Source organism: Mycobacterium sp. HUMS_12744610 (assembly GCF_041206865.1).
Classification (GTDB): domain Bacteria; phylum Actinomycetota; class Actinomycetes; order Mycobacteriales; family Mycobacteriaceae; genus Mycobacterium; species Mycobacterium servetii.
The window spans coordinates 1,965,789-1,989,349 of record NZ_JBGEDP010000001.1; the positions used below are offsets into that span (position 1 = coordinate 1,965,789).

Annotated in this window: 21 protein-coding genes and 2 pseudogenes; 11 read left to right on the forward strand and 12 right to left on the reverse strand. The window is 68.4% G+C overall.

Going from position 1 to position 23,561, the window contains the following annotated elements; all coding sequences use genetic code 11:
• Nucleotides 1-2 precede the first annotated feature (2 nt).
• Nucleotides 3-360: pseudogene (locus AB8998_RS09770) on the forward strand (hypothetical protein).
• Here AB8998_RS09770 and AB8998_RS09775 read toward each other — a convergent pair.
• The 6 genes and pseudogenes from AB8998_RS09775 to AB8998_RS09800 form a co-directional block, all read right to left on the reverse strand.
• A pseudogene (locus AB8998_RS09775) lies at nt 336-1,879 on the reverse strand (class I adenylate-forming enzyme family protein). The pseudogenes AB8998_RS09770 and AB8998_RS09775 overlap by 25 nt on opposite strands.
• Nucleotides 1,872-3,455, reverse strand: coding sequence for a class I adenylate-forming enzyme family protein (locus AB8998_RS09780; protein ID WP_369741499.1), 1,584 nt, complete (start codon nt 3,453-3,455; stop codon nt 1,872-1,874). Before AB8998_RS09780 ends, AB8998_RS09775 begins: the two are co-directional and overlap by 8 nt.
• Nucleotides 3,445-4,920 carry a class I adenylate-forming enzyme family protein gene (locus tag AB8998_RS09785; RefSeq protein WP_369737713.1) on the reverse strand — a complete coding sequence of 492 codons (1,476 nt, stop codon included), beginning with the start codon at nt 4,918-4,920 and terminating at the stop codon, nt 3,445-3,447. Before AB8998_RS09785 ends, AB8998_RS09780 begins: the two co-directional genes overlap by 11 nt.
• A complete protein-coding gene (locus tag AB8998_RS09790; protein WP_369737716.1) occupies nt 4,920-5,723 on the reverse strand; it encodes an enoyl-CoA hydratase/isomerase family protein in 804 nt (267 codons plus the stop codon). The genes AB8998_RS09785 and AB8998_RS09790 overlap by 1 nt, the downstream gene beginning before the upstream one ends.
• The gene (locus AB8998_RS09795; RefSeq protein ID WP_369737718.1) at nt 5,714-6,526 is read right to left on the reverse strand and encodes an enoyl-CoA hydratase/isomerase family protein; all 813 of its coding nucleotides are present in this window, start codon (nt 6,524-6,526) and stop codon (nt 5,714-5,716) included. The genes AB8998_RS09790 and AB8998_RS09795 overlap by 10 nt, the downstream gene beginning before the upstream one ends.
• Nucleotides 6,527-6,547: 21 nt before the next feature.
• Nucleotides 6,548-7,363, reverse strand: a complete 816-nt coding sequence (locus AB8998_RS09800; RefSeq protein ID WP_369737719.1) for an enoyl-CoA hydratase/isomerase family protein — start codon at nt 7,361-7,363, stop codon at nt 6,548-6,550.
• A gap of 141 nt (nt 7,364-7,504) precedes the next feature.
• Between AB8998_RS09800 and AB8998_RS09805 the strand changes: the two genes are divergently transcribed.
• Entirely contained in the window at nt 7,505-8,164 is a 660-nt protein-coding gene (locus tag AB8998_RS09805) for a hotdog family protein (RefSeq protein WP_369737720.1), read from the forward strand.
• Nucleotides 8,161-9,036: an enoyl-CoA hydratase/isomerase family protein gene (locus AB8998_RS09810; protein WP_369737722.1), complete on the forward strand. Its 876-nt coding sequence runs from the start codon at nt 8,161-8,163 to the stop codon at nt 9,034-9,036. Before AB8998_RS09805 ends, AB8998_RS09810 begins: the two co-directional genes overlap by 4 nt.
• Before the next feature lie 25 nt (nt 9,037-9,061).
• On the opposite strand, the gene AB8998_RS09815 is transcribed toward AB8998_RS09810, so the two are convergent.
• The gene (locus AB8998_RS09815; protein WP_369737724.1) at nt 9,062-9,853 is read right to left on the reverse strand and encodes a TetR/AcrR family transcriptional regulator; all 792 of its coding nucleotides are present in this window, start codon (nt 9,851-9,853) and stop codon (nt 9,062-9,064) included.
• A 233-nt stretch (nt 9,854-10,086) separates the two neighbouring features.
• On the opposite strand from AB8998_RS09815, the gene AB8998_RS09820 reads away from it, so the two are divergent.
• On the forward strand, nt 10,087-10,884 hold the full coding sequence (locus tag AB8998_RS09820; protein WP_369737725.1) for an SDR family NAD(P)-dependent oxidoreductase: 798 nt from the start codon (nt 10,087-10,089) through the stop codon (nt 10,882-10,884).
• 34 nt (nt 10,885-10,918) lie between these two features.
• Complete coding sequence (locus tag AB8998_RS09825; RefSeq protein WP_369737727.1) at nt 10,919-11,926, forward strand: dihydrodipicolinate synthase family protein; 1,008 nt, start codon at nt 10,919-10,921, stop codon at nt 11,924-11,926.
• Between the two features lie 51 nt (nt 11,927-11,977).
• On the opposite strand, the gene mbp1 is transcribed toward AB8998_RS09825, so the two are convergent.
• Nucleotides 11,978-12,226, reverse strand: coding sequence for a microaggregate-binding protein 1 (mbp1, locus tag AB8998_RS09830; protein WP_369737728.1), 249 nt, complete (start codon nt 12,224-12,226; stop codon nt 11,978-11,980).
• A 144-nt stretch (nt 12,227-12,370) separates the two neighbouring features.
• Nucleotides 12,371-12,634 carry a hypothetical protein gene (locus tag AB8998_RS09835; RefSeq protein WP_369737730.1) on the reverse strand — a complete coding sequence of 88 codons (264 nt, stop codon included), beginning with the start codon at nt 12,632-12,634 and terminating at the stop codon, nt 12,371-12,373.
• A gap of 309 nt (nt 12,635-12,943) precedes the next feature.
• On the opposite strand from AB8998_RS09835, the gene AB8998_RS09840 reads away from it, so the two are divergent.
• Genes AB8998_RS09840 through AB8998_RS09865 form a run of 6 tightly spaced genes read left to right on the forward strand, consistent with a single transcriptional unit; the run spans nt 12,944 to nt 19,733 of the window.
• The gene (locus AB8998_RS09840) at nt 12,944-13,813 is read left to right on the forward strand and encodes an enoyl-CoA hydratase (protein WP_369737732.1); all 870 of its coding nucleotides are present in this window, start codon (nt 12,944-12,946) and stop codon (nt 13,811-13,813) included.
• A gap of 2 nt (nt 13,814-13,815) precedes the next feature.
• Nucleotides 13,816-15,018 carry an amidohydrolase family protein gene (locus AB8998_RS09845; protein WP_369737734.1) on the forward strand — a complete coding sequence of 401 codons (1,203 nt, stop codon included), beginning with the start codon at nt 13,816-13,818 and terminating at the stop codon, nt 15,016-15,018.
• Between the two features lie 12 nt (nt 15,019-15,030).
• The gene (locus AB8998_RS09850) at nt 15,031-16,668 is read left to right on the forward strand and encodes an acyl-CoA synthetase (RefSeq protein WP_369737735.1); all 1,638 of its coding nucleotides are present in this window, start codon (nt 15,031-15,033) and stop codon (nt 16,666-16,668) included.
• Nucleotides 16,665-17,495 (forward strand): amidohydrolase family protein, encoded by an 831-nt coding sequence (locus AB8998_RS09855; RefSeq protein ID WP_369737736.1) that lies wholly within the window; start codon nt 16,665-16,667, stop codon nt 17,493-17,495. The genes AB8998_RS09850 and AB8998_RS09855 overlap by 4 nt, the downstream gene beginning before the upstream one ends.
• A gap of 2 nt (nt 17,496-17,497) precedes the next feature.
• On the forward strand, nt 17,498-18,544 hold the full coding sequence (locus AB8998_RS09860; protein WP_369737738.1) for an acyl-CoA dehydrogenase family protein: 1,047 nt from the start codon (nt 17,498-17,500) through the stop codon (nt 18,542-18,544).
• 1 nt (nt 18,545) lies between these two features.
• Nucleotides 18,546-19,733 (forward strand): acyl-CoA dehydrogenase family protein, encoded by a 1,188-nt coding sequence (locus AB8998_RS09865; protein ID WP_369737740.1) that lies wholly within the window; start codon nt 18,546-18,548, stop codon nt 19,731-19,733.
• A 66-nt stretch (nt 19,734-19,799) separates the two neighbouring features.
• Here the strand turns inward: AB8998_RS09865 and AB8998_RS09870 are convergent, their stop codons facing one another.
• Genes AB8998_RS09870 through AB8998_RS09880 form a run of 3 tightly spaced genes read right to left on the reverse strand, consistent with a single transcriptional unit; the run spans nt 19,800 to nt 23,409 of the window.
• The gene (locus tag AB8998_RS09870; RefSeq protein WP_369737741.1) at nt 19,800-20,945 is read right to left on the reverse strand and encodes a thiolase family protein; all 1,146 of its coding nucleotides are present in this window, start codon (nt 20,943-20,945) and stop codon (nt 19,800-19,802) included.
• 18 nt (nt 20,946-20,963) lie between these two features.
• Nucleotides 20,964-22,178, reverse strand: coding sequence for a CaiB/BaiF CoA transferase family protein (locus AB8998_RS09875; protein ID WP_369741500.1), 1,215 nt, complete (start codon nt 22,176-22,178; stop codon nt 20,964-20,966).
• Nucleotides 22,179-22,200: 22 nt separating this feature from the next.
• On the reverse strand, nt 22,201-23,409 hold the full coding sequence (locus AB8998_RS09880; RefSeq protein WP_369737743.1) for a cytochrome P450: 1,209 nt from the start codon (nt 23,407-23,409) through the stop codon (nt 22,201-22,203).
• Between the last annotated feature and the right edge of the window lie 152 nt (nt 23,410-23,561).

A 23,561-nucleotide genomic window follows, 5' to 3' on the forward strand; every position in this document is an offset into this window, starting at 1 on the left:
CAATGCCCCCAACGCTTCGCGTATCTGCGGTGGGCGTCGTGTCCGTGGCGGTGATTGCCTTCGCCGCGCCGGCGGCCGGCGAACCCGGGGACGAGATCTCGGGTGACGGCGTCTTTCTGGTGGGGCCCGACATCGCACCGGGCCTCTATCACACGGTCGGCGTCGGCCTTCGGGGTTTGGATCAACAATGTGCCGACCCAGGAGTCGATGTGGTCGTGGTTCACCTACAGCACGCGCGATGCGGCCAAGGACCATGTGCTTCAGACGAATACCTCGATCGGTCCGATGTATGCGAACATCAACACAACGGTCAAGGCCTTCGAGTCGCGGAATTGTCAACCCTGGCAGCGCGTCTCCTGATCGGCGGCCATCAGCATCTCCCGCAGCCGGCGCATGTCGACCTTGCCGGTGCCGCCGCGCGGCACGTCGTCGTCGGAGTCCAGCAGCAGCCACACCGTCGGCACCTTGAAGGCGCTCAGCAGTGCGCGGGCGAGATCGCATAGCTGCGCGGCGGTGAGCGCCCGGTCGCCGCACACCACGGCCGCGCCGACCCGTTCGCCCGCCGTACCGGGCACGTTGGTGACGAACGCGCCCTCGACACCGGGGATGGTTCGCAGCGCCCGTTCGACCTCGCCGGGGTAGACGGTGGCGCCGCTGACCTTGAACATGTCGTCGGATCGGCCGCGGTAGAACAAGAACCCGTCGGCATCCAGGTGGCCGAGGTCGCCGGTGGGGTAGAAGCCGTCGGCGGTGAACAGCTCTTCGCGGCTGCGCCGGCAGATGCCGCGCAGCGTGTGCGGTCCCCGAATCTGGATCATGCCCACGGCGCCCGCCGGGAGGGGTGCGCCGGTGTCGGGGTCGACGACGCGTACCTCCATCCCGGGGAACGGCTTTCCGCAGCTGCCCCACGCCGACGCGGGCATGTCGGTGTCGGCGGGATAGCCGCAGTAGGGGCCGAACGCCTCGGTCATGCCGAACAGCGTGGCCCGCGCCCCGGCCGGGCCCGCCGCTCGGGCGGCAACAACGCCTGCAGGCTGCCGGCGCGCAGAGCCGACAGGTCAGCGCCGACCGCATCGGCGTGGCGTGCCAGCGTCTCGGCCTGGTCGGGCCACCCGCGAAACAGCGTGACCCGTTCGTCTTCCAGTAGCCGCAGCGTGGTCTCCGGCCTCGGTATCTCCTCGGTCACCAGGGTGGCGCCGGCCAGCAGCGTCGACAGCATTCCACTGCCGAAGCCGCCTACCCAGAAGAACGGCATCGGCAGATACAGGCGGGTGTCGGCGGTGATACAGCGGGCCGTCAGCCCCGCCCGGACGGCGCCCAATGCGCTGCCGTGCGAATGCATCACCCCCTTGGGTGTTCCGCTGCTGCCCGAGGTGAACACGATGGCCAGCGGATCGGCCGGGACGACCGTCTCCGTCATCGCGCCGACGATCCGGCGGGCACGCTCGGTGGCGGCGTCGTCCAGCCGGGCCGCCGGCCAGACGCCCCGTAGCGCGGGGAGTTCGGGTCGCGGTACCGGTCCGAGTTCGTCCAGGTAACGGTGTCCGCGGAATTCCTCGACGCTGACCAGGAACTGCACCGATGCGGCGCGCAGCTGCGCCACCAGTTCGGCCGGCGCCAGCAGTGTGCTCAACGGCACCAGCACCGCGCCGATGCGGGTCAGCGCGATGGCCATCTTTACCCAGCGCACGCCGTTGGGCATGATCAGCCCGACCCGGGTGCCCTTGCCGACACCGGCTTCGACGAAGGATGCGGCGAGAGCGATTGTGGTCGAATCGAGTTCGCGGTAGCTGAGGCGGGATTGCGGGTCGATCACCATCGGCTTGGGGCCGTGCCGGGCGGCCTGCAGCCGCACCAGGTGGTCAATGGTGTCAGGCATCGAACAACTCCCGCAGTCGCAGCAGGTCGACTTTGCCGCTGGACAACATGGGGATATCGGCGTGCGACACGGCGAGGAACCGCCTGGGGATCTTGTACGCGGACAACTCGTCCCGCAGCGCCTCACGCAGCTCCGCCTCGTTGAAGGCGGCCCCGTCGCGTCGGACGATGACCGCGGCCACCGCCTGCCCGCGGCCGGCATCGGCGATGCCCACAACGTGGGCCGCCATGCCGCTGACCCTGGCGATGGCCCTCTCCACCTCGACCGGTGATACGTTCGCGCCCGCGGTTTTGATCATGGCTCCGAGCCGGCCGCAGAAATAGAAGAAGCCGTCGGCATCACGGCGCACGAGATCACCGGTGTGGAACCACCCGTCGGCGTCGAAGCACTCCTCGCGACTGCGCTTGTAGTAGCGCTGCATGACATACGGTCCGCGAATGCACAGTTCGCCGACCGCACCGTCGCCGACCGCACCGTCGCCGGCCGGTACGCCGGTGTCGGGGTCGACGATCAGGGTCTCGAATTCGGGGGCGGGCTTGCCGAACGAACCGCGCCGCGCCTCGGGTTGGTCGGATTCCTCGCCGCTGATCAGCATGACGCCGCCGGCCTCGGTCATCCCGAGCATGTTGTGCCGCAGCTCCGGGTCGGCCGGTCGCACCTCGGGCGCCATGATCGGGTACAGGTTGCCGCGTCGCAGCGACGACAGGTCGCGCCGACCGAAGCTCTGATGCGCGGCCAGATGGGCGATCCCGGCCACGAATCCGTTGGTGATCGTCGGCTTTTCGGCCTCGAGCAGGTCCAGCGTCGCACCCGCATCGACGGCGTTGGAGCACACCAGCGTCGCTCCGGCGACCATGGTGGCCAGCAGGCCGAAGGCCAACCCGCCGATCCAGAAGAACGGGGAGTTGCAGAACAGCCTCTCCTCGGCCGTCAAGCCGCGGATCGCGTTGAGGTTGCGCTGATGTCCAAGCAGCGCGAAGTGGGTGTGCACGACGCCCTTGGGGGCGCTGGAGGACCCCGAGGTGTACACGATGGCCAGCGGGTCGCAGCCCTCGACGTCGTCCTCCAAAGCCGTCAGCAGCGCGGGGCCGACGGTTCCGGCGAGCCGGCGGACCGCGTCGTGCCCGATCGCGATCCGGCGTAGTTGGGGTGTGGCGGTCGCGAACAGCGGCCGGGTAGGGTCGAACTCGGAATCCGATACCGCTTCGGCGATCCGTTGCGCGTAGTCAATTGATCGAAACCGCTTCGCGCTCAGCAGAATCTGCACGTCGCTGTCGACCAGCTGCTCGCGCATCTCCCGCGCGGTGACGAACGTGGAGATCGGGATCACCACGGCGCCGATCCGCGCCGCCGCCAGCATCCCGACCACGAACTCGGGGCCGTTGGGGTAGAGCAGGCCCACGTGAGTGCCCTTGCCGGCCCCGAGGGTGATCAGCCCGCGGGCGAGTTCCGCCGAGCGGCGATCGGCCTCACCGTAGCTGATGCGGTCACCGTCGCAGACGAGAAGCGGGTGGTGTTCGCGCGAGCGGGCCTGGTGTCGCAAAACCTCGGCGACCGTGTCGGAGTCACCGGGCATGGGCACTCTGGGCGGCCTCGACGCTGAAGAAGCGCCGGATGGCGGCGAGGTCGGCTTTGCCCGACGGCGTTCGCGGTATCGTGTCGACAATGGCGATCTCCGTCGGAATCTCGTATGGCGCCAAGCGGTTCCGCAGGTATTCGGCCAGCGCAGTGGCGTCGGCGGCCGCGGGTGCGCGCAGCTCGACCATGGCGACCGGCGTCTCCCCGAGGCGGGCGTCGGCTCGCCCGACCACGGCGGCACCGGCCACCGCGGGGTGGCCCTCCAGTGCGGTGCGCACGTCGTCGGGCATCACCTTGAACCCGCCCCGGATGATCGCCTGGTCGGCGCGCCCGAGGATCCACAGGAAGCCGTCGGCGTCGATGCGCGCCAGGTCCGTGGTCCGCATCCAGCGGGCGGAGGGCCCCAGCTGCCCGGGCTTGACTTCCAGCAGGCCGACCGCGCCGGGCGGCACCGGCGTGCCGTTCTCGGCGACCACCCGCAGCTGCGTGCCCGGGTTGGCCCGCCCGACACTGCCGCGCTTGTCGCGCCAGTGCCTTTCGTGGTCGACGAGCGTCCAGCCGGCCACCCCGCCGCCGAATTCCGTTGCCGCATAGGAGGTCAGGACCGGAATTCCGTATTTCTCGGTGAAGGCGTCGGCGTCGTCGGCCGACAGGGGGGCGGTGCCGCAGGTGACGGCCCGGATGCTTGCCAGGTCGGCCCGGGGCAGGCCCGAATGCAGCACCGTGCGCAGCGCGGCCGGGACCAGCGACACCGCGCGGGGCCGGTGGGCGCGCACCGCGGCGGCCCATGCGTTGAGCTCGAACCGTTCGAGCAGCACGAAGGGTCTCGCCTCGGCCACGCATTGCAATACCCGGAACACGCCGCCGATGTGCACCAGCGGCGAATTGACGATCGCGACGCCGCGCCGCACGCCGGTGGGGGCCGGCGCGCGGTCGGGATCGGGTCCCAGCACGCTGCGCGCCAGCATGTCATAGCTCAGGTCGATCCGTTTGGGGGGGCCGGTCGTGCCGCTGGTCAGCATCCGCACCGCCACCCCGTTGCGCGGGACGGGCCCGGCGCCGCCCGGCGGCGACCCGGCGGGGCCGTTCGCGAGCACCGGGATCGGCAGCGCCGGGGTGCCCGGGGGGACCAGCGCGCCGAGATCCGCGCCCTCGCCTACGATCAGCGGCAGCCCGAGCGCGGCGATGTCGGCCTTGGTGCGGTCGTCGCCGCGGGTCGGGTTGATGACGACGACGGTCCCGCCGCCCAGCAACACGCCCAGCAGCGCCGCCACGTGGCCGGGACGGTTGCGCAGCAACATCCCGACCTCGCCCCCGCGCCTGGCAGCCCCAGCACCGACGCGCCCCGCCATGGCTCCCAGCCCTCCCCACGAAAGCCATTGCCCGTCATACTCGATGGCCCGCGAGCCTGGTTGCAGCGCCAGGACGTCGGCGATGCGCCGGCTGAGCGGGTGGGGCGGCATCAGCGGATTCTCGGTTCTCCGCGGCCCGGCTTCGCACCGGCGGCCGCCCGTTGCGCGGCCAGTTCGGCCGTCCCCAACGGGTTGCCCAGCCGGGTGTAGACGAGGCCCTGTTCCAGGGCGGCGCGGTAGGGCTTGTCCAACGATTCCCAGATCGCCTTCACCGTGCCCTGGGTGGCCGACGGCGGCTTTGCGGCGATCGCCGCGGCGATCTCGTGGGCGCGGGCCCACAGCCGCTCGGCCGGGACGACCTCCGACACCAACCCGATCCGCAGCGCGGTGCCGGCGCCGACGCGTTCGTCGTTGCCCATCAAGGCCATGCGCAGGGTCTCGCCCAGGCCGACGCGTCGCATCAGGCCGATGGGCTCGAGCGCACAGACCAGGCCGGCCGAGACGTGCGAGTCGAAGAACGTGGCGTCGTCCGAGCAGATCACGACGTCGGATTCGTTGACGAAGTAGAAGGCCCCCGCGGTGCACATGCCCTGCACCGCGCACACCACCGGCTTCCACACCTTCTGCCACTTGGGGCTGAGGAATTCGCCGGGATCCTCGTGGGTCCAGACATTTTCGGGTTGGCCGTACGGCGTCTTGACGTCCAGGCCGGCGCTGAACGCCCGCGATCCCGCCGCCCGCAGCACCACGGCATGCACCGAGTCGTCGAGCTTGAGGGTGCGCCACGCCTCGGCCATCTCCGTGCACATGGTGCGGTCGAAGGCGTTGAGCCGCTCGGGCCGGTTCAGCGTGATGGTGGCGACGTGGTCGGTGGCGTCGACGTCGAGAAGGATGGTCTCGAAGTTCATCGGCATTGCCAATCGGGCGTGCGCTTCTCGACGAAGGCCCTGGGGCCCTCGGCCGCGTCCTCGGTGCGCAGCACCCGCTCGCGGAACGTCTCGGCCATGATCTCGGCTTCGTGCAGCGGCACGTCGAGTCCCTTCAGGATGGCCAGCCGGGTGCCCCGGACCGCCAGCGGCGCATTGGAGTTGACGATGCCGGCGATCTCGTGGGCCCGCTGCAGGAGGCGGTCGTGCTCGACGACCTCGCTGATCAATCCGAGTTCGTAGGCGCGCTGTGCGCTCATGCGCTCGTGTTTGCCCATCAACGCCATGCGCAGCGCGATGGAGCGGGGCAGCACCCGCGAGACCCGTACCATCTCGCGCCCGGCCACCAGGCCGATGCTCACATGCGGGTCGAAGAACGTCGCCTGCTCCGAGGCGATCACGATGTCGGAGGTGGTGACCCAGTCCATGCCTGCGCCACAGCACAACCCGTTGACCGCCGCCAGCACCGGCTTGGCCGCCGTGCGAAACGGGGGCGTGCCCTCCTGTGGCGCCTCCCACTGGTCGTAGGTCGACAGGTAGGGACGCTCGTAGATCACCTTGCCGTCCTCGGGAATGGCCGTGACGTCGGCCCCCGTGCAGAACGCGCGACCCGTGCCCGTGACTATGGTCAGCCACACGTTGTCGTCGTTCTCGGCCTCGTGGTAGGCGGCGCGCAGTTCGGTGATCATGTGCGGGCTGAGCGCGTTGAGGGCGGCCGGGCGGTTCAGCGTGATCGTGGCGGTGTGCCCGTCGACGGCGTAGCTGATGGTGTCGAAGGAGTCAGAGGGCATCCGTGTTTCCCTTCATGGAGGTCATCGGCCACGGAACCGCGGTGCGCGCCGTTGCCGGAAGGCTTCCAGGCCTTCTTTGAAATCGCCTGTCCGGCAGGCCAGTTCCAGGCTGAAAAGCTCTTGCGTCAGGGACTCGGCCAGGCCGGCGCCCTGGCCGAACGCCAGGGCCTGCTTGGCCAGCCCGATCGCCACCGTCGGCCCGCCGGCCAGCCGCTCCAGCAGCTTTTCACATGCGTCGTCGAGTACCGGCGGTTCGACGGCCTGGTGGATCATGCCCCACTCGGCGGCATCGGTCGCCCCCACCTTCTCCCCGAGCAGCAGCATCCGCCTGGCCCGCGCCACGCCGGCCAGGCGGGGCAGCAGCCAGGTGGAACCGGAGTCCGGACTGAAACCGCGCTCCACGAACGGCTCCCAGAAGACGGCGTCGGCGGCGGCCACGGTGAAGTCGGCGGCCAGCGCCAGGTTGCAGCCGAACCCCACCGCCCATCCGCGCACGGCGCAGACGACCGGCAGGTGGATGCCGGCGACGAGTTCGATCACGCGGTGGGCCCCATGGGGGATGCGGCGCACCAGATCGCCGGTGCGGGGACGCTCGCGGTCGTTGGCGGCCAGCCAATCGGCGCCGGCGCAGAAGTCGCGTCCGGCCGCCGTGATCAGCACCGCTCGGAGCGAGTCGTCGGCGGCGGCGGAGGTCAGCGTATCGACGAGCGTCTCGATCATCTTGGGGGTCAACGAGTTACGCCGATCAGGGCGATTAAGGACGATGCGCAACATCGCGTCGTCGCGGCAAGCTGTCACCGAGCCCCCGGCGCCGACCGCGTCAGCCTCGTGACTCACCGTCGGAACCCGGCCTTTCTCGGCGATACGGTTACCCATACAGTAGGCAATACGATTGCTACGCTGTATAAGTTAGCAAGGAAACGCTGTTGACGGAACCAGCGGGGCGGAACCCTGCGAAAGAGGCCGAAAGAGGACACCATGGCGGCGCTCGGTGACGGCAGGTTCGGCGAGGCGCCGCTCGCCCAGACCGTGGCCGCCGCCGGTGCGATGCGCCGCCTCACCGCGCTGCTGCTCAGTCTCGAGCATCCGCACCCGGCGGTGGACGACATGCTGGAGAAGTTCGCCGGCTGGGAGGGCGCGCTGGCCGCCGCGGCGCCGGCGGACCCGACCCCCAGGATGGCCGGCGACGACGATCGCGGGCGGGTCTATCTCAACCACGCCGGTGACATCGGCGCCTACAACCCGTGCTTCCCCGAGTATCGCTTCGACCGCCTCGACGCCGCGCGGGCCGACGGCCGGGTGTCCTTCCCGCTGGTCTACGAAGGCCCGCCGGGCCTGGTGCACGGTGGCTTCCTGGCGGTGTTCTTCGACTGCGTGATCCAGCACCACAACTGTGCGACGGGCCTTTCCGGGAAGACCCGGTCGCTGGGCGTGAGGTTTCGGCGGCCGACGCCGGTGCTGGCCGAGTTGCGCTTCGAGATCTCCCGGTCGGCGGCGGAGTGGGGCATCGTCTCGACGGCGCGGCTGCTGGCCGGCGACGAGGTGCTCTGCACGGGTGAGGTGAGCACGCTGGCGTCGCCACCGGAGAAGCTGGCCGCCTCCGGGTTCGCCAGACGGCGGAAGGAGCTGGCCACATGACCTCCGCGGGGACTTCGGACGAGCGGGTGCTTTTCGACGTGGAGCCCGACCGGCGCATCGCGACGATCACCCTCAACGATCCCGGGCGCCGCAACTCCTACGACGCCGCGATGCGGGACGCCGTGGAACGCTGCCTGGACCGCGTAGCCGAGGACGACGACCTCACCGTGGTGCTGCTGCGCGGGGCCGGCGGGGTCTTCTCCGCGGGGGCCGACATGAACAACGCGTACGGCTGGTACGGCGGTGACTCGCCCAGGCGACGGCCCAGCCAACGCCGCCGGCTCACCGTGGACCGCAAGACATTCGGCTTCTACCACAATCTCCTGGGCTTCCCGAAAGTGACGGTGGGGGAGATCGCGGGCTACGCCCTCGGCGGCGGATTCGAGATGGCGCTGATGACCGACATCTCCGTCATCGCCCGCGACACCCGGATCGGCATGCCGGCGACGCGCTTCCTCGGGCCGGCGCTCGGCAGCCTGCACATGTTCTTCCACCGGCTGGGGCCGGTGCTGGCCCGGCGCCTGTTGCTGACCGGCGACATCGTCACGGCCGGCGAGCTCGAACACCTCGGAATCTTCACCGACACATGCGCTCCCGGCGCCGTCACGGCGCGGGCGCGCTATTGGGCCGAGAAGGCGGCCAGGATGCCCGCCGACGGGGTCGTCATCGCCAAGGAGGCGTTCCGCCTCGTCGAGCAGACCCAGGCGTACCAGGGCGAGGAGGTCGCGAGTTACCTGTTCCACGCCTTCGGCACCAACCTGCAGTTCGGGCCGGGGGAGTTCAACTTCGTCAAGACCCGGGCCGAGCACGGTACCAAGGAGGCGTTCCGGTTGCGTGACGAACACTTCCACGTGCCCGAACCGGAAGCGTGACAACGCAACCCGGAAACTCGCGTCGCTAGCGCGGCGGGGATGCCTTGGTCCGTCCCCGCTGGGCCGGTGACTTGGTGGCTCGGCGTTGCCGGGACGCCGCCGACTTCGCGGACCCGGCGCCCTCCTCGATCAGCCGGCCGGCATGCTCGAGGATGCAGTTGAGGCCGTACTCGAAATTCGCCTCGTCGGGGGCCCCGATGCGGTGACCCTGGCCGCTCACCTGGGCGATCAGGGGTGTCGTCGTCGGGTCTATGGCCACGGCATCCTCGATCGCACGCGCGCCGTTGTCCGCCGACTGGTTCTTCTCGTACAGCCGGTGCAGCACCACCGATCCGCGGACGTGGACCGAGACCGCGGAGTAGGTGTCGAACGCATCCTGGGGCGAAAGGCCTGCCTCCACCAGGTTGGCGATCGCCCGCTCCACCTCCTGGGCGCCCAGGCGGGCGGCTTTCGGGCTCAACGCGGCCCGGATCAGAATCAGGTCGCACAGGATTGGGTTGCCCATGAACGTCTTACGCATCAGGCGCGCGTGGTTGCGCAGGGTCTCGCGCCAGTCGCTGGCTTCGACGTACGGGGTGGCGAACACGTACTTGCTCAGGGCGCGGTCGGTCATCGCGTTGAGCAGATCGTCTTTCTTGCGGAAGTACCAGTAGATGCTCGTGACGCCGACACCGAGGTGCTTGCCGAGCAGCGGCATGCTCAAGTTGTCTATCGAAACCTGTTCCGCGAGTTCGAATGCGCCACTGATGATGTCGTCGGGGTTGATGGACCCGCGCTCACGTCGTCGACGCTTATCGGCGGTGGCCTGCTTTGCCACTACGGGGCACCTCCATCAGATCTCGCTTGTGCATTGGCGTCTCGGCCGTTCGGTTCCGACCGTCAACCTTACCGGTGGGTGGTCTGCGCATCGTGGCGACAGCCTTTCCTGCGGTTTTTCATCTGCTACTGTAATACCTATCGTAGGCTTTTTGGTAAAAGGCTTTTGGTGATCACGGCTGGGCGGACGAAGATGACCGGGCGCACGCCACCGGGCGATTCACGGATTGTCCCATGGACCTAGGGTTGGCCGGTGCCGCGGCGGTGGTGGTCGGCGGTAGTCGCGGCATGGGTCTGGCGGCGGCCCGATGCCTGGCCGAGGAAGGCGCGCGCGTCGCGGTGATCGGGCGCACCCGCGCGGCCGTCGACAGCGCGGTGACCGATCTCACCGGCTGCGGCAGCCCCCGGGCCCTCGGACTGGTGGTCGACATCGGTGACGCGGCAGCGGTGGACGCGGCGTTCGCCGAACTCGGTCGGCTGTGGAATAGCGAACTCAACGTGCTCGTCAACACCGTCGGGCCGGGCGCGGCGGGCACTTTCGAAGACCTGACCGACGAACAGTGGCGCCAATCCGTCGAAGACGGGGTGATGGGGATGGTGCGCTGTGTGCGGGCGGCGCTGCCGTTGCTGCGCGCGGCGCAATGGGCGCGGATCGTCAACTTCTCCGCGCACTCGACGCAGCGCCAAAGCGTCATGCTGCCCGCCTACACGGCCGCCAAGTCGATGCTGACGAGCGTCTCCAAGAATCTGTCGCTGCTGCTGGCCAAAGAGGAGATCCTGGTCAACGTCGTCTCGCCGGGCAGCATCGCCTCGGAGGCTCTGGTCGGGTGGGCGAAGTCGGTCGGCGTCGACGGCGACGACCCCTACCGGCTGATGGACGCGATCGCCGAGCACTTCGGGCATCCGGCACACATGCCCCGGGCCGGCCTGCCGGAGGAGATCGGTCCGGTCGTCGCCTTCCTCGCGTCGCGGCGCAACTCCTACATGACCGGGGCCAACATCAACGTCGACGGCGGCTCGGACTTTACTTGAAGCGAATTTGCTTGTACGACAACAGGAGCGGATCATGGCGACAGCAAGTGAGGCGCGGGTGTGGGCGCGCGGCGCGTTGCGGGGTATCGGCGACTCGCTGTACACGCCGTTCTGCGGCCCAGACGGCGACGACATCGACTGGGAGGCCTACCGCACGCTGGTGCGCTACTGCGTCGGCGACCTGGGGCACCCGATGTTGTGGTGCACCAGCGGAATCGCCGAGTTCTGGTCGTTGACCCTCGACGAGCGCAAGCGCCTGCTGGAGGTGGCGATCGAGGAGGCGCGCGGCATCAACCCCGACGTCGTCGTCCAGGCCTGTACGGCGGCCACCAGCGCGAAGGACTGCGTGGATCTGACGCTGCACGCCCAGCAGGCGGGCGCCGACATCGCCTACATCCAGACGCCGATGATGGAGGCGCACGGCGGGGACGGCGTGCTGCGGTTCTTCGCCTATGTCGCCGCACGCACCGACATCGCCCTGGGCATGTTCAATTCGCCCTCGTCGGGCTATGTCCTGACGCCGGCCGAAAGCGCGCGCATCTATGACGAGGTGCCCGCCGTGTGCGCGACCAAGGAGGGCGCCTTCCGGCCGGGCGGCAGCAGGTTGCTGCACCAACTGGCGCCGGGACTGGTGCTCTGGGAATGCGACAAGACGGTATACCGGGCCGGCTGGCTGCGGGACGGGATCGTCTGCCCGGCGCAACTGGGAACGGCGGGTTACCTGTTCGAGACGCCGCAGCAGCGCTTGTTCTCCGAGTATTGGGATCTGGTGCAGAGCGACAAGCTGCTCGAGGCGATGGACTACGGGCGCGAGTCGGGTCTCGACCAGTTCGATCTCGACCTCGGGTCCTGGTGGACCTGCTACCCGGGACGCGCCGATTACTTCACGCACTGGGGTGGCGCGTTCAAGTACGCCGCGTCGCTGCTGGGCCTGCCGATCGGCGACTTTCCCCATTCCCGGCCGCCGCAGGCGTGGCTGCCGCCGGAAGCCAAGGCCCAGATCGAAAGCGCCTATCGACGTCTGGGGCTGGTCGCGGCCTAGCGTGGCGAAAGGCCCGGCCACCTGGTGACCGGGCCTTTCGCCGTTCAACGGCTACTGCTTGGCGCGCTGTTCGGCCTTCTCGCGCTCCTCGTACATCTTGGCCTCGCCGCGGGCCTTCTCGGCTTTGGCCTCTTTCTTGGCCGCGTCGCGCTGCGCCTCAGCCTTGTCCAGCTGGGCGTGGCCCTCTTTGATCATGTCGTTGCGGCCCAACACCGCACCGAGGATGACCTTGGCCCTGCCAAAGATGCCTTCCACAATGCCCTGGATGGCCTCCATCGGGCCGCTCTTGCTGTCAGCCATTTGCACTTCCCTCCTGCTCATCGACACCTTGGGTGCGGGTTCCCGATCTGGTTGGCGGGGCAAACGTCTCCGCCCTGTGTCGCTCGCCACACGGGGGGTAGCCGGCTCCTCGGCGGGTGTGCGGCGTGCCGGTCAAACATGTTCTCAGCCTTGAGAATTGGAATGATCGCTGCTGTCCTCGGCGGTGCTCGACTGTTGCGGCGCGTGGTGCACGGAGGCCGGCGGCGGGCTCCAGGGTGCCGGCTCGTTGCGGGTGCGGCGTCGTGCCAGCAACAGCGCACCCGCCGGCACGGCGATCAGCGCCGTCCAGAACAGAACCTGGGCGGCGGTCACGGCCAGTTCGGCACGCAGCGCCGTCTTCCGGATCTGGCGCAGGCGGTGTACCAGCGCCTTCGCTTTCGCGGTCATGGGTCATCTCCTTCGGTCCGGACGAATTACGGCCCGGGGTTTGCATGCGGTACCCCGGTGCGGCGCGTCCTGAAACGCGCAGCGGCAAAAGGGATCGCCCGGTGCGCGGGGCGCGCCGCCAGCCGCCCGTCGCGTCTCCGTGCAGCCGGCCGTCGTGACCGGCCCGAGTGGCGCCTCGGTGAGCGGAAATTGGCTGTTCGCCCGCGTTTTGTACCGGCCGGACCGCGGTTGTGGAATGCGCTACCGATAGGTATACAGTATGCGTACAAAGCAGCCTGGGTCCGGCAGTGTGAGGAGGTGCCGCGGGAGATGTCCGGCAGTGGCGGTGCCTCCGAGGACGCGGTGCTCTACGAGACGACGCACGCCGGCGTCGCGGTCCTCACGTTCAACCGCCCGGAGCGCCTCAACGCCTGGGGGCCCGACATCGCCGCGGGCTTCTATGCGGCCATCGACCGCGCCGAACAGGACCCGGCGGTGCGGGCGATCGTCCTGACCGGTCGCGGCCGGGGATTCTGCGCCGGCGCCTACCTGGGCGCCCCGAGTGCGGCCCCCACCTACGGCGAGACGCTGGAGAAGGCGGGTCAGACGAACCTGTCCGAGTTGGTCGGCGAACGCCCGCCGCACTTCCTGACCACGCTGCGCAAGCCCGTCATCGCCGCCGTCAACGGTGCCTGCGTCGGCATCGGACTGACCCAGGCGCTGATGTGCGATGTCCGGTTCGCGGCTGCCGGGGCCAAGTTCGGCGCGGTGTTCTCCCGCCGCGGCCTGATCGCCGAGTTCGGGATCTCCTGGATCCTGCCCCGCCTGACGGGTTGGGGGGCCGCCCTCGACCTGTTGTTGAGCGGCCGCACCTTCCTCGCCGAGGAGGCCGTCGAGCTGGGCCTCGTCAAGGAGGTCGTGGCTCCCGGCGAACTGATGAAGCGCGCCCTGGACTACGCCGAGGACATCGCGCGGAACTGCTCGCCGGCGTCGATGGCCGTCATCAAAAGGCAGGTCTACGGCGACGCCACCCGCGACGTCGTCGACGCCACCGCGCGCGCGGAAGTTCTGTTGCACGAGGCGATGCGGCGGCCGGACGTCATCGAGGGGATCACGAGCTTCCTCGAGAAGCGGCCGCCCCGATTTCCTTCGCTCGACCCGACCGACGTTCAGCGGTCGTCGGTGCCACGGAAAGGATGACCATGGGCAAACTGGGCTACAAGCCGATTGACGTCGACAACCACTACTACGAACCGCTGGACGCCTTCACCCGGCACCTGGACAAGAAGTTCAAGCGCCGCGGCGTGCAGATGCTCAGCGACGGCAAGCGCACCTGGGCCGTGATCGGGGACCGGGTCAACCACTTCATCCCCAACCCCACCTTCGACCCGATCATCGTGCCGGGGTGTCTCGATCTGCTGTTCCGCGGAGAGATTCCCGAAGGCGTCGACCCGGCGTCGCTGATGAAGGTCGAACGCCTGGCCGAGCACCCCGAGTACCAGAACCGCGACGCGCGGATCGCGGTGATGGACACCCAGGACATCGAGACGGCGTTCATGCTGCCGACCTTCGGCTGCGGCGTGGAGGAGGCGCTCAAGGGAGACATCGAGGCGACGATGGCGTCGGTGCACGCCTTCAACCTGTGGCTCGACGAGGACTGGGGTTTCGACCGGCCCGACCACCGCATCATCGCCGCTCCGATCGTCTCGCTGGCCGATCCGGCCAAGGCGCTCGAAGAGGTCGAGTTCGTCTTGGCACGCGGCGCCAAACTGGTGCTGGTGCGGCCGGCGCCCGTGCCCGGCGCGGTCAAGCCGAGGTCGCTGGGCGATCCCAGCCACGACCCGGTGTGGGCCCGGCTGGCCGAGGCCGGGGTGCCGGTGGGCTTCCACCTCAGCGACAGCGGCTATCTGCACATCGCGGCGCTGTGGGGCGGCAAGGCGACCTTCGAGGGCTTCGGCGAAAAGGACCCCCTGGACACCGTGCTGCTCGACGACCGCGCCATCCACGACACGATGGCCTCGATGATCGTGCACGGCGTGTTCACACGCCACCCCACGCTGCGGGCGGTCAGCATCGAAAACGGTTCGTACTTCGTGCACCGGCTGATCAAGCGGCTGAAGAAGGCGGCCAACAACTACCCGCGGCATTTCCCCGAAGACCCGGTGGAACAGCTGCGCAACAACGTGTGGATCGCTCCCTACTACGAGGACGACCTGCCGCAGCTGGCCGAGGTCATCGGTGTCGACAAGATCCTGTTCGGTTCGGACTGGCCGCACGGCGAGGGCCTCGAGTCGCCGGTCTCCTTCACCGCGGAACTGGTGGGCTTCAGCGACACCGAGATCCGGAAAATCATGCGAGACAACGCCCTCGGCCTACTCGGTGTCCCAGTCGGCTCGGCCGTCTAGCGGCTGGACGCCATGAGCGAATGGACCATAGGCGCGGTTTTCGACGCCATCGCCGACGTCATCGGAGACAGGACGATGACCGTGTGCGGCAGTCGCCGCAGCACCTTCGCCGAATCGGCCGACCGCACGCGCCGGCTCGCCAACTTCCTGGCCGGCAGGGGATTAGGGGCGCACCGTGAACGCGCCGACCTGCAGAACTGGGAATGCGGCCAGGACCGGGTTGCGCTGTTGATGCACAACGACCTGTACCCCGACATGGTCATCGGCTGCCTCAAGGCGCGAACCGTCCCGGTGAACGTCAACTACCACTACACGCCCCGCGAGGTGGGCGAACTCCTCGACTACCTCGAGCCCCGCGCGATCATCTACCACCGCGCGTTGGGCGCCAAGTTCGCCGACGTGCTTGCGCGCGACGGTGTCGACCTGCTGCTGTCGGTCGACGACGCCAGCGCGGCCGCAGAATTGGCCGGTGCGGTGGCGTTGGAAGAAGCTCTGGCGCAGGGTGATTACGACCGCGTCGCCATGGCGTCGCCGGATGATCTGTTGATGATCTGCACCGGCGGCACCACCGGCCGGCCCAAGGGGGTGTTGTGGCGGCAGTCCGACATCTACGTGTCGTCGATGGTGGGCGCCGACCACGCCTGCGCCGCGGAAATCCACGACAGAGTTCGGGGTGACACCGGGGCGCCGTGGTTCGCCGTGTCGCCGTTGATGCACGCTGCGGGCATGTGGACGGCGTTCTCGGCGATTATGGCGGGCGCCACCGTCGTGCTCTACGACACCGCCAAAGGGCTTGACCCGCAATCGGTATGGGAGACTGCGCAGCGCGAGAACGTCGGCTTGATGACCATGGTCGGCGACGCCTACGCCGCCCCGCTGGTGGCCGAGCTGCGGCGCGGCTCCTACGACCTGTCCGCGCTGTATGCGATCGGCACCGGCGGCGCCGCAACGAACCCGAAATACCAACGTGCCCTGCTCGAAGCGCTGCCGCAGGTCACTCTCATCAACGGCTACGGCTCCTCGGAAACCGGGAACATGGGATTCGGCCACAGCCGCGGGACCACCCGCAATGACACGTTCACGCTGCGCGAGGGTGGGCTGGTGCTGTCCGAGGACTACAGCCGCTTTCTGTCCCCCGGCGAGCGCGAGGTGGGCTGGGTGGCCAGGGAGGGGCGGATCCCGCTGGGATACTTCGACGATCCCGACGCCACCCGCAAGACCTTCCCCGAGATCGACGGCAAACGAGTGGTGATCTCGGGCGACCGCGCCAGTCTGGAGCCGGACGGAACACTGCGCCTGTTCGGCCGCGATTCGCTGGTGGTCAACACCGGCGGCGAGAAGGTGTTCGTCGAGGAGGTCGAAGAGGTGCTGCGCGCCCATCCGGCGATCGCCGACGCGTTGGTGGTCGGCCGCCCGAGCGAGCGGTGGGGGGAAGAACTCGTCGCGCTCGTCGAAACCCGGCCCGAAACGGAAACGACCGGTGAGGACTTGCACGCGCAGTGCACGTCGCAACTGGCACGGTTCAAGGCGCCCAAGGAGTTCCTGTTCGTCGAGCGCGTCCAGCGGCTGGGCAACGGGAAGGCCGATTACCGGTGGGCCAGGAGGCTGGCTCTGCAGCATGCTGAAGCGAAGGCGCCGATGTCCACATGAAAGCGATCGACTGCCTGGTCAACGTCCACTTCGGTGAGACCGAGAAGCAGCCCACGTGGATGCTCAAGGTGCGCGACGACTACTTCAAGGGACCCGAGTCGATGTTCGCGCCGGTCCACTTGCCGGAGCTGCTCGACGAGATGGACTCCCAGGGCGTGCGCAAGGCCATCCTGATGGACAACCTCGCCAAACCATCGGTGACCGCACGCAAGTTCGTCGAGGAGAAGCCGGAGCGCTTCGCGTTGGCGATGGGCGGAGTGGACCTGTTGCGGCCGATGCCGTCGCTGCGGGAACTCGGCGCCGTCGTCAACAACCTGCCCGTCGCGTATGCCGCCGTGGGACCGAGCTTTTGGGGTGATGGCCAGTATCCGCCCAGCGACGCGGTCTACTACCCGCTCTACACCAAGTGCGCCGAGCTCGGGCTGCCGCTGTGCGTCAACACCGGCATCCCCGGGCCGCCGATCCCCGGGGAGGTGCAGAACCCGATCCACCTCGACCGGGTCTGCGTGCGGTTCCCCGAGTTGAAGCTGTGCATGATTCACGGCGCGGATCCCTGGTGGGACATCGCGATCCGGCTGTTGATCAAGTACGCCAACCTGCGCCTGATGACCTCGGCGTGGTCGCCGAAGCGTTTGCCGGACAGCCTGCTGCACTACATGCGCACGCGCGGGCCCGGCAAGGTGATCTTCGCCTCCGACTGGCCGGTGCTCAAGATGCGCCGCGTGGTCCCGGAAGCCGCCGGACTCGACCTGCCGGCCGACGTGCTCGAAAACTATCTTTACCACAATGCGCAAGATTTTTTCTTCGGTGGCCAGGAGGAACGCTGAGCATGGACCGCTACGAACTACGCAGGCTCGACTACAGCCTGACGCCGGATCACGAAGCGTTGCAGGCGGCCTACCGCGACTTCTTCAAGACGCACTGCCCGATCGAGACCGTGCGCGCCGCGGAGGAGACCGGTTTCGACAAGACCTTGTGGGAGCGCCTGTGCGCCATGGGCGCGACGACGATGGCGCTGCCGGAATCCGCGGGCGGGGACGGGGCGACGCTGGTCGACCTGACGTTGGTTGCCGAGGAGATCGGCCGCTCACTGGCGCCGGTGCCGTGGATCGACCACGTCTGCGCGGCCCGGCTGCTGGCCCGGCTCGGCGCCGCGGAATCCGACGTCGTCCAGGGCGCCAGGCTCATCGCGCTCGACCCGCAGCACGACAGCGTCACCGGGAGCCGGCTCATTCCCGCCGGGTCGATCGCCGATCAGGTCATCGTCCGCGAAGGCGCCGAGGTGGTGCGACTGGCCTTCGACACCCGCCCGGCGAAGGTGGACAACATCGGCCGGCTGCCGATGGCGTGGGTCGACCCGGCGGCCGCCGACCACCGCACCGTGCTGGCCGGCGGGCCCGACGTGCTCGCGGAATACCAACGGGCACTAGACGAATGGCGGTTGCTGACTGCGGCGGCGCTCGTCGGGCTGGTCGAGGAGGCCCTGACGATCGCGGCGGAGTTCGCCAAGACGCGCTACACGCTGGGCGTGCCGATCTCCACGCTGCAGGGCATCTCGCATCCGCTGGCCAACATCGCGATCAGCGTGCAGGGCGGGCGCAACCTGGCGCGGCGCGCGGCCTGGTTCCTGGACAACGAACCCGACGAGCGCCCGGAGCTCGCCGCCTCGGCGTTCGTGTTCATGGCCGAGGAGGCGGCCAAGGCCGCGACCATGGCGGTGCATGTGCAAGGCGGGCTTGGTGTTTCGGTCGAGGCGGCCGCGACGGCCTATCTGGTGCGTGCCCGCGGCTGGGCACTGGCCGGCGGGGACCCGGGCGCCAGCGCCAAGTACGTCGGCGAGCTGGTTGCCGCCCGGGAAAGCGGAAAGGGCGCCTGAGGTGGATTTCTCACGAGTCACCCTGTCGCCCGACGACCGGGACTTCCTGCAGCAGGCCCGCGACTTCCTGCGTACGCAGGTGACCGAGGAGGTCAGGCGCCGCGACCGCGAGACCGGCGACAACTTCGACGAGGGCGTGCACCTCGCACTCGGCGCCGCGGGCTATCTGGAGCGCGAGTGGAAGCCGGAGGGCGAGGGCGGCTTCAGCCGGGTGCGTCGCCGGATCTGGGAGCTGGAGAAGCGGCGCGCGCACGTGCCCTGGGTGACCTGGGGTACCACCGCGATGGTGGCCCGCTCGGTGGCGCGGTTCGGCTCTGCCGAATTGCAGGACGAGGTGCTGCCCGGCGTCTTCAGCGGTCACGTCCGGCTGTGCCTGGGCTACACCGAACCCGAGGGCGGATCCGACATCGCCACCTGCAAAACCCGCGCGGTGCGTGAGGCGGACGGATCGAGCTGGGTCATCAACGGCTCCAAGATGTTCACCACCGGAGCCCACAACTGCCAGTACGTCTTCCTCATCACCAACACCGACCCCGACGCCACCAAGCACAAGAGCCTGACGATGTTCCTGGTGCCGCTGAACTCCCCGGGCATCGAGATCCAGGGCATCCGCACCGTCGACGGCGACCGCACCAACATCGTCTACTACAGCGACGTGCGCGTCGACGACAAATACCGGCTGGGCGACGTGAACGGCGGCTGGACGGTGTTGCGCGAGCCGCTCAACGTCGAGCACGGGGCGGTCGCGGCCGCCCCCGACGGGCTGCAGGACGTCTCGATCATGATGCATCAGGCCGGTTTCATGGCCGCGGCACTGGACAAGGCCGCTGGCAAAGCGACGCAGCAATATCCGGGCGGGCGCCGGCTCATCGACGACGCGTCGGTGGCATACCGGTTGGGCCGCACCGCCGCCCGGATGGAAGCGGCCCTGAGCGCGCCGAGCATTTTCGGCCGCGTCGCCCTCGCGCAGACGATGCGGGACATCTCACCGGATCTGATGGACATCCTCGGCACGGCCTCGGCGCTGCCGCTGGGCACCGACGGCGCGGCCGACGACGGCGCCTCGGAGTACACCTTCCGGTTCGCGCCGCTGGTCGGGATCTACGGCGGCACCCTGGAGGTGTTCCGCAACATGATCGCCCAGTACGTGCTGGGGCTGGGCAAGCCGGCCTACGTCCCGGCAAAGTAGCGCGAGCAGACGCAGAACCGCACGAATTCGCTTCGCGGACCGCGATTCTGCGTCTGCTCGCGAAACTCAGGTCGTGAGGATCGTGGCCGCGGCGGTGCCGGGAGCGCCGTACAACTGGGTGAATCCGACGCGCGGCTCGCCCGGAACCTGACGGTCGCCCGCTTCGCCGCGAAGTTGACGCACGATCTCGTGGATCTGGCGCAGGCCCGACGCCCCGATCGGCTCACCGTTGGCGATGAGCCCCCCGTCGGTGTTGACGGGCATTGGGCCGCCGATCTCGGTTGCGCCGTCGGCCAGCAGCTTCTCCTGATCGCCATGCGCGCAGAAGCCGCACTCGGCCATGTGGATGATTTCCGCGCCCGCGTCGGTGTCCTGCAACTGGATGACGTCGACGTCGGTGGGGGCCACGCCGGCTTTTTCGAACGCGGCCCGCGCGGCGTACACGGTCGGTGCGAGATCCTCTTCCACCGGCGTGAAGGTGGTGTTGACCTCGTAGGCGCCGTAGCGTCGGGTGCGCACCTCCACCGCACGCAGGTAGACGGGCTTGGCGGTGTAGCGGTGAGCGATGTCCGCGCGGCACATCACCACCGCGGCGGCACCCTCGTCGGGCGCGCAGAACATGTACTGGGTGAGGGGATAATTCAGGATCGGCGAGCCGAGTATGTCATCTTCGGAAATGGGTCTGCGGCGGAACGCATTCGGGTTCAACGAACCGTTGCGGAAGTTCTTGGCCGCCACCCTGGCCAGCGTCTGCCGCGAGATGCCGTGGTCGTGCAGGTAGCGGTTGGCCTTCATCCCGAAGAACTGGGTCGTCAGGTACTGCCCGTTCTCGGCGTACCAGCGCGGCATGCCCACCAGCGCAGGGTCTTCGGTGAACGCGCCACGGGGGTGCTTGTCCAGGCCGATGGCGATGCCGATGTCGTAGTCGCCCAGCCGGATCCCGTCGGCGCAGGCTTTGGCGGCGCTGGCCGCGGTCGCGCACGCGTTGAACACGTTGGTGAACGGGATGCCGGTCAGGCCGACCATGGCGACGATCGCGTCGGGATTGGCCACCGTCCAGCTGCCTCCCGTGGCGGCCTGGATGTCCTTCCAGGCGATGCCAGCATCGGCGACGGCGGCCTGGATGGCGTCGACGGCCATCTCCATCGCCGACTTGCACTCGAAGCGACCGAACGGGTGCAGACCAACCCCGATGATGGCCACGTCATTCATGTTCGTGCACGCCGTCTTTCACGCGATGGCTCCCGACTCCTTGAGCTCGGCGATGCGATCCCAGTCCATGCCGAGTTCCATCAGGACCAATTCGGTGTGCTCGGAGGCCTGCGGCGCCCGCGTCGTTTCGAGCGGCTCGTGGTTGAACTGCACGGGACCGCGCACGACGCGGAAAGGCTTGCCGCCGCCGGCAAGTTCAACCTCACTGATCATGTCGTTGGCAATGGCCTGCTCGTCGTCGACCAGGTCGAGCAGGCTCTGGAATGGGGCCCATTGACCCTTCATGGTCTTCAGGTGTTGCCGCCAATATTCAAAGGGCTTGGCGGCAAATGCTTTCGCGATCAACTCGGCGGCCGCGTCGGCGTTCTGAATCAAGGTCAACACGTCGGAGAAGCGGGGATCGTCGGCCGCCTCGGGAATGCCGAGGTGCTCGAAGGTGTCGCGGATCAGCCCGGTCGGGCTGATGATACACAGGTTGATGGTGCCGCCGTCGGAGGTGGTGTAGTTGCCCATGAACGGATTGACCGACGGCGTGCCGGAACCCGGCATGGGCGTGCGCATGACTTCGCCGGTCTCCATGCCCTGCGTCACACTCGCACCGGCCGCCCACCAGGCGGTGCTCAGCAGCGACACGTCGAGTTCGAGGGCCTCGCCGGTGCGCTCGCGATGCAGCAGCGCGGCCGAGATGCCGCCGGCGATGAACATCCCGCCGATCGAATCGCCGAACGCGGGAATACCTTGCCCCAGTGCGCCGCCCAGCTCCTCGGGCGTCAGCGCGTAGCCGATGCCGCTGCGCGTCCAGAACGCCGTGCCGTCATACCCGCCGACGTCGCGTTCGTCGCCCTTGTCGCCGTACGCCGAGCCACGGGCGTACACGATGTTCGGGTTGACCGCGCGGATGTGCTCGACGTCGAACTTGTGCTTCTGCCGCTGCGCCGGCAGGTAGTTGGTGAGGAACACGTCCGACGTCTTGGCCAGCTCGTAGATCACCTCCCGGCCGCCGGGCGTGGAAACGTCGACCCCGACGCTGCGCTTGCCCCGGTTGGGGTGCTCCATCAGCGGATGCCGCGCCGGATCGACCTGGATGCCGCCCATGTTGACGAAGCCGCGTTGGGTGTCGCCGCGGGCCGGGTGCTCGACCTTGAGGACGTCCGCGCCCCAGTCGGCCAGGATGGCTCCAGCGGCCGGGACGAACGTGAACTGCGCAAGCTCCAAGATCCGGAAGCCGGACATGACCTTCACCATTTCGGGGACCCTACTTCGCGTCGAACGTCACCGGAAGTGCGGTGGGGGAGCGGAACGGCTGGCCGTGGATGTGCGGGTCGTCGTCGGTCTGCAGTCGAAAATTCGTCAGCCGGCTCAGCAGGCATTCCATCGCGACGCGGGTTTCCATGCGTGAGAGGTGCAGACCCAGGCACGTGTGCTCACCGGCGGCGAACGAGATGTGGGGTAGGTGGTCGCGGAAGATGTCGAACTCTTCGGAACGTTCCCAGCGCCGCTCGTCGCGATTTGCCGAACCCATGCACACGCCGATGACCGAGCGCGCCGGAATCTCGAGGCCGCCCAACTCGGTGTCCTCGGTGGTGAAGCGCTGCACGGTGGTCAGCGGGGTCTCGAAGCGCAGCCCCTCCTCGATCGCCTGGGGGATCAGTTTGTGGTCGGCCTGCACCGCGGCGAACTGGTCCGGGTGGGTCAGCAGCAGATACAGCAGGTTTCCCGACGACCGGTAGGTGGTTTCCAGCCCCGCGGGCAGCAGCAGGCGAAGGAAGGAGTAGATGGCTTCGTCGCCGAGCTTTTCGCCGTCGATCTCGGCGGCGACCAGATCGCCGATGATGTCCTCGGTGGGTGCGGACCTGCGGCGCTCGATCTGTTCGACGAAGTAGTCCTTGAGTGCCGCCGAGGCCTCGAAGGCGCGTTCGTAGTCGACGTGGTAGCTGATCAACTGCACGGCGCGCTTGCGGAACATCGGCAGGTCTTCGGCCGGCAATCCCAGCAGCTTCGCGATGACGCGCGTCGGGAACTCGAAGGTGTAGTTCTGGACCAGGTCGGCCGTGCCCGCGTCGACGAACTCGTCGATCAGGGCGTTGCAGATCGGCCGCACGATGGCGGGTTCCCACCGGGCCAGGGCCTTGGACTTGAATGCCGCCGACACCAGGTTGCGATGATCGCGATGCTTCTTGCCCTCCATCGCCAGGATTGTCGGTCCCATGAACAGCCCGATCGTCTTGTCGTACGGCTTGGAGCTGAACACCCGGCCGTCCCGGAACACCGTGTTCACCGCTTCGAAGGAGACTGCGGAGTACTCGCTTCTGGGCAGCAGCGACTCGGGCGTTTTGGAGTAGTCCATGACCGTCCCGCGGAAGACGCCGGCCGCCCTGCGGTTCCGGGCGAAGAAGGGATACGGGTCACGCAGGCTGACGGTCTGGTCGCCCGTGCCGGCGGCGGCGTGAACGTTGGTCGTCACGTAGATCTCCAGCATCTTCGGCGGGAAGGGGAAGTCCTCGTGTAAGATCGTACTGTAATTATTACAGTAGGCAATATGACGCCGTGCCGGCCGTCTCCCGGAAGTGCGTAACGAGCTCGCAGGGTGAACAGGGCTCGAGGGGCCGGCGGCGT

What these genes read in the sequence shown, in the direction of transcription:
- AB8998_RS09780 (WP_369741499.1), bottom strand. Translation starts at nt 3,455, where the DNA reads ATGCCCGGTGACTCCGACACGGTCGCCGAGGTTTTGCGACACCAGGCC.
- AB8998_RS09785 (WP_369737713.1), bottom strand. Translation starts at nt 4,920, where the DNA reads ATGCCGCCCCACCCGCTCAGCCGGCGCATCGCCGACGTCCTGGCGCTG.
- AB8998_RS09790 (WP_369737716.1), bottom strand. Translation starts at nt 5,723, where the DNA reads ATGCCGATGAACTTCGAGACCATCCTTCTCGACGTCGACGCCACCGAC.
- AB8998_RS09795 (WP_369737718.1), bottom strand. Translation starts at nt 6,526, where the DNA reads ATGCCCTCTGACTCCTTCGACACCATCAGCTACGCCGTCGACGGGCAC.
- AB8998_RS09805 (WP_369737720.1), top strand. Translation starts at nt 7,505, where the DNA reads ATGGCGGCGCTCGGTGACGGCAGGTTCGGCGAGGCGCCGCTCGCCCAG.
- AB8998_RS09810 (WP_369737722.1), top strand. Translation starts at nt 8,161, where the DNA reads ATGACCTCCGCGGGGACTTCGGACGAGCGGGTGCTTTTCGACGTGGAG.
- AB8998_RS09820 (WP_369737725.1), top strand. Translation starts at nt 10,087, where the DNA reads ATGGACCTAGGGTTGGCCGGTGCCGCGGCGGTGGTGGTCGGCGGTAGT.
- AB8998_RS09825 (WP_369737727.1), top strand. Translation starts at nt 10,919, where the DNA reads ATGGCGACAGCAAGTGAGGCGCGGGTGTGGGCGCGCGGCGCGTTGCGG.
- mbp1 (WP_369737728.1), bottom strand. Translation starts at nt 12,226, where the DNA reads ATGGCTGACAGCAAGAGCGGCCCGATGGAGGCCATCCAGGGCATTGTG.
- AB8998_RS09835 (WP_369737730.1), bottom strand. Translation starts at nt 12,634, where the DNA reads ATGACCGCGAAAGCGAAGGCGCTGGTACACCGCCTGCGCCAGATCCGG.
- AB8998_RS09840 (WP_369737732.1), top strand. Translation starts at nt 12,944, where the DNA reads ATGTCCGGCAGTGGCGGTGCCTCCGAGGACGCGGTGCTCTACGAGACG.
- AB8998_RS09845 (WP_369737734.1), top strand. Translation starts at nt 13,816, where the DNA reads ATGGGCAAACTGGGCTACAAGCCGATTGACGTCGACAACCACTACTAC.
- AB8998_RS09850 (WP_369737735.1), top strand. Translation starts at nt 15,031, where the DNA reads ATGAGCGAATGGACCATAGGCGCGGTTTTCGACGCCATCGCCGACGTC.
- AB8998_RS09855 (WP_369737736.1), top strand. Translation starts at nt 16,665, where the DNA reads ATGAAAGCGATCGACTGCCTGGTCAACGTCCACTTCGGTGAGACCGAG.
- AB8998_RS09860 (WP_369737738.1), top strand. Translation starts at nt 17,498, where the DNA reads ATGGACCGCTACGAACTACGCAGGCTCGACTACAGCCTGACGCCGGAT.
- AB8998_RS09870 (WP_369737741.1), bottom strand. Translation starts at nt 20,945, where the DNA reads ATGAATGACGTGGCCATCATCGGGGTTGGTCTGCACCCGTTCGGTCGC.
- AB8998_RS09875 (WP_369741500.1), bottom strand. Translation starts at nt 22,178, where the DNA reads ATGTCCGGCTTCCGGATCTTGGAGCTTGCGCAGTTCACGTTCGTCCCG.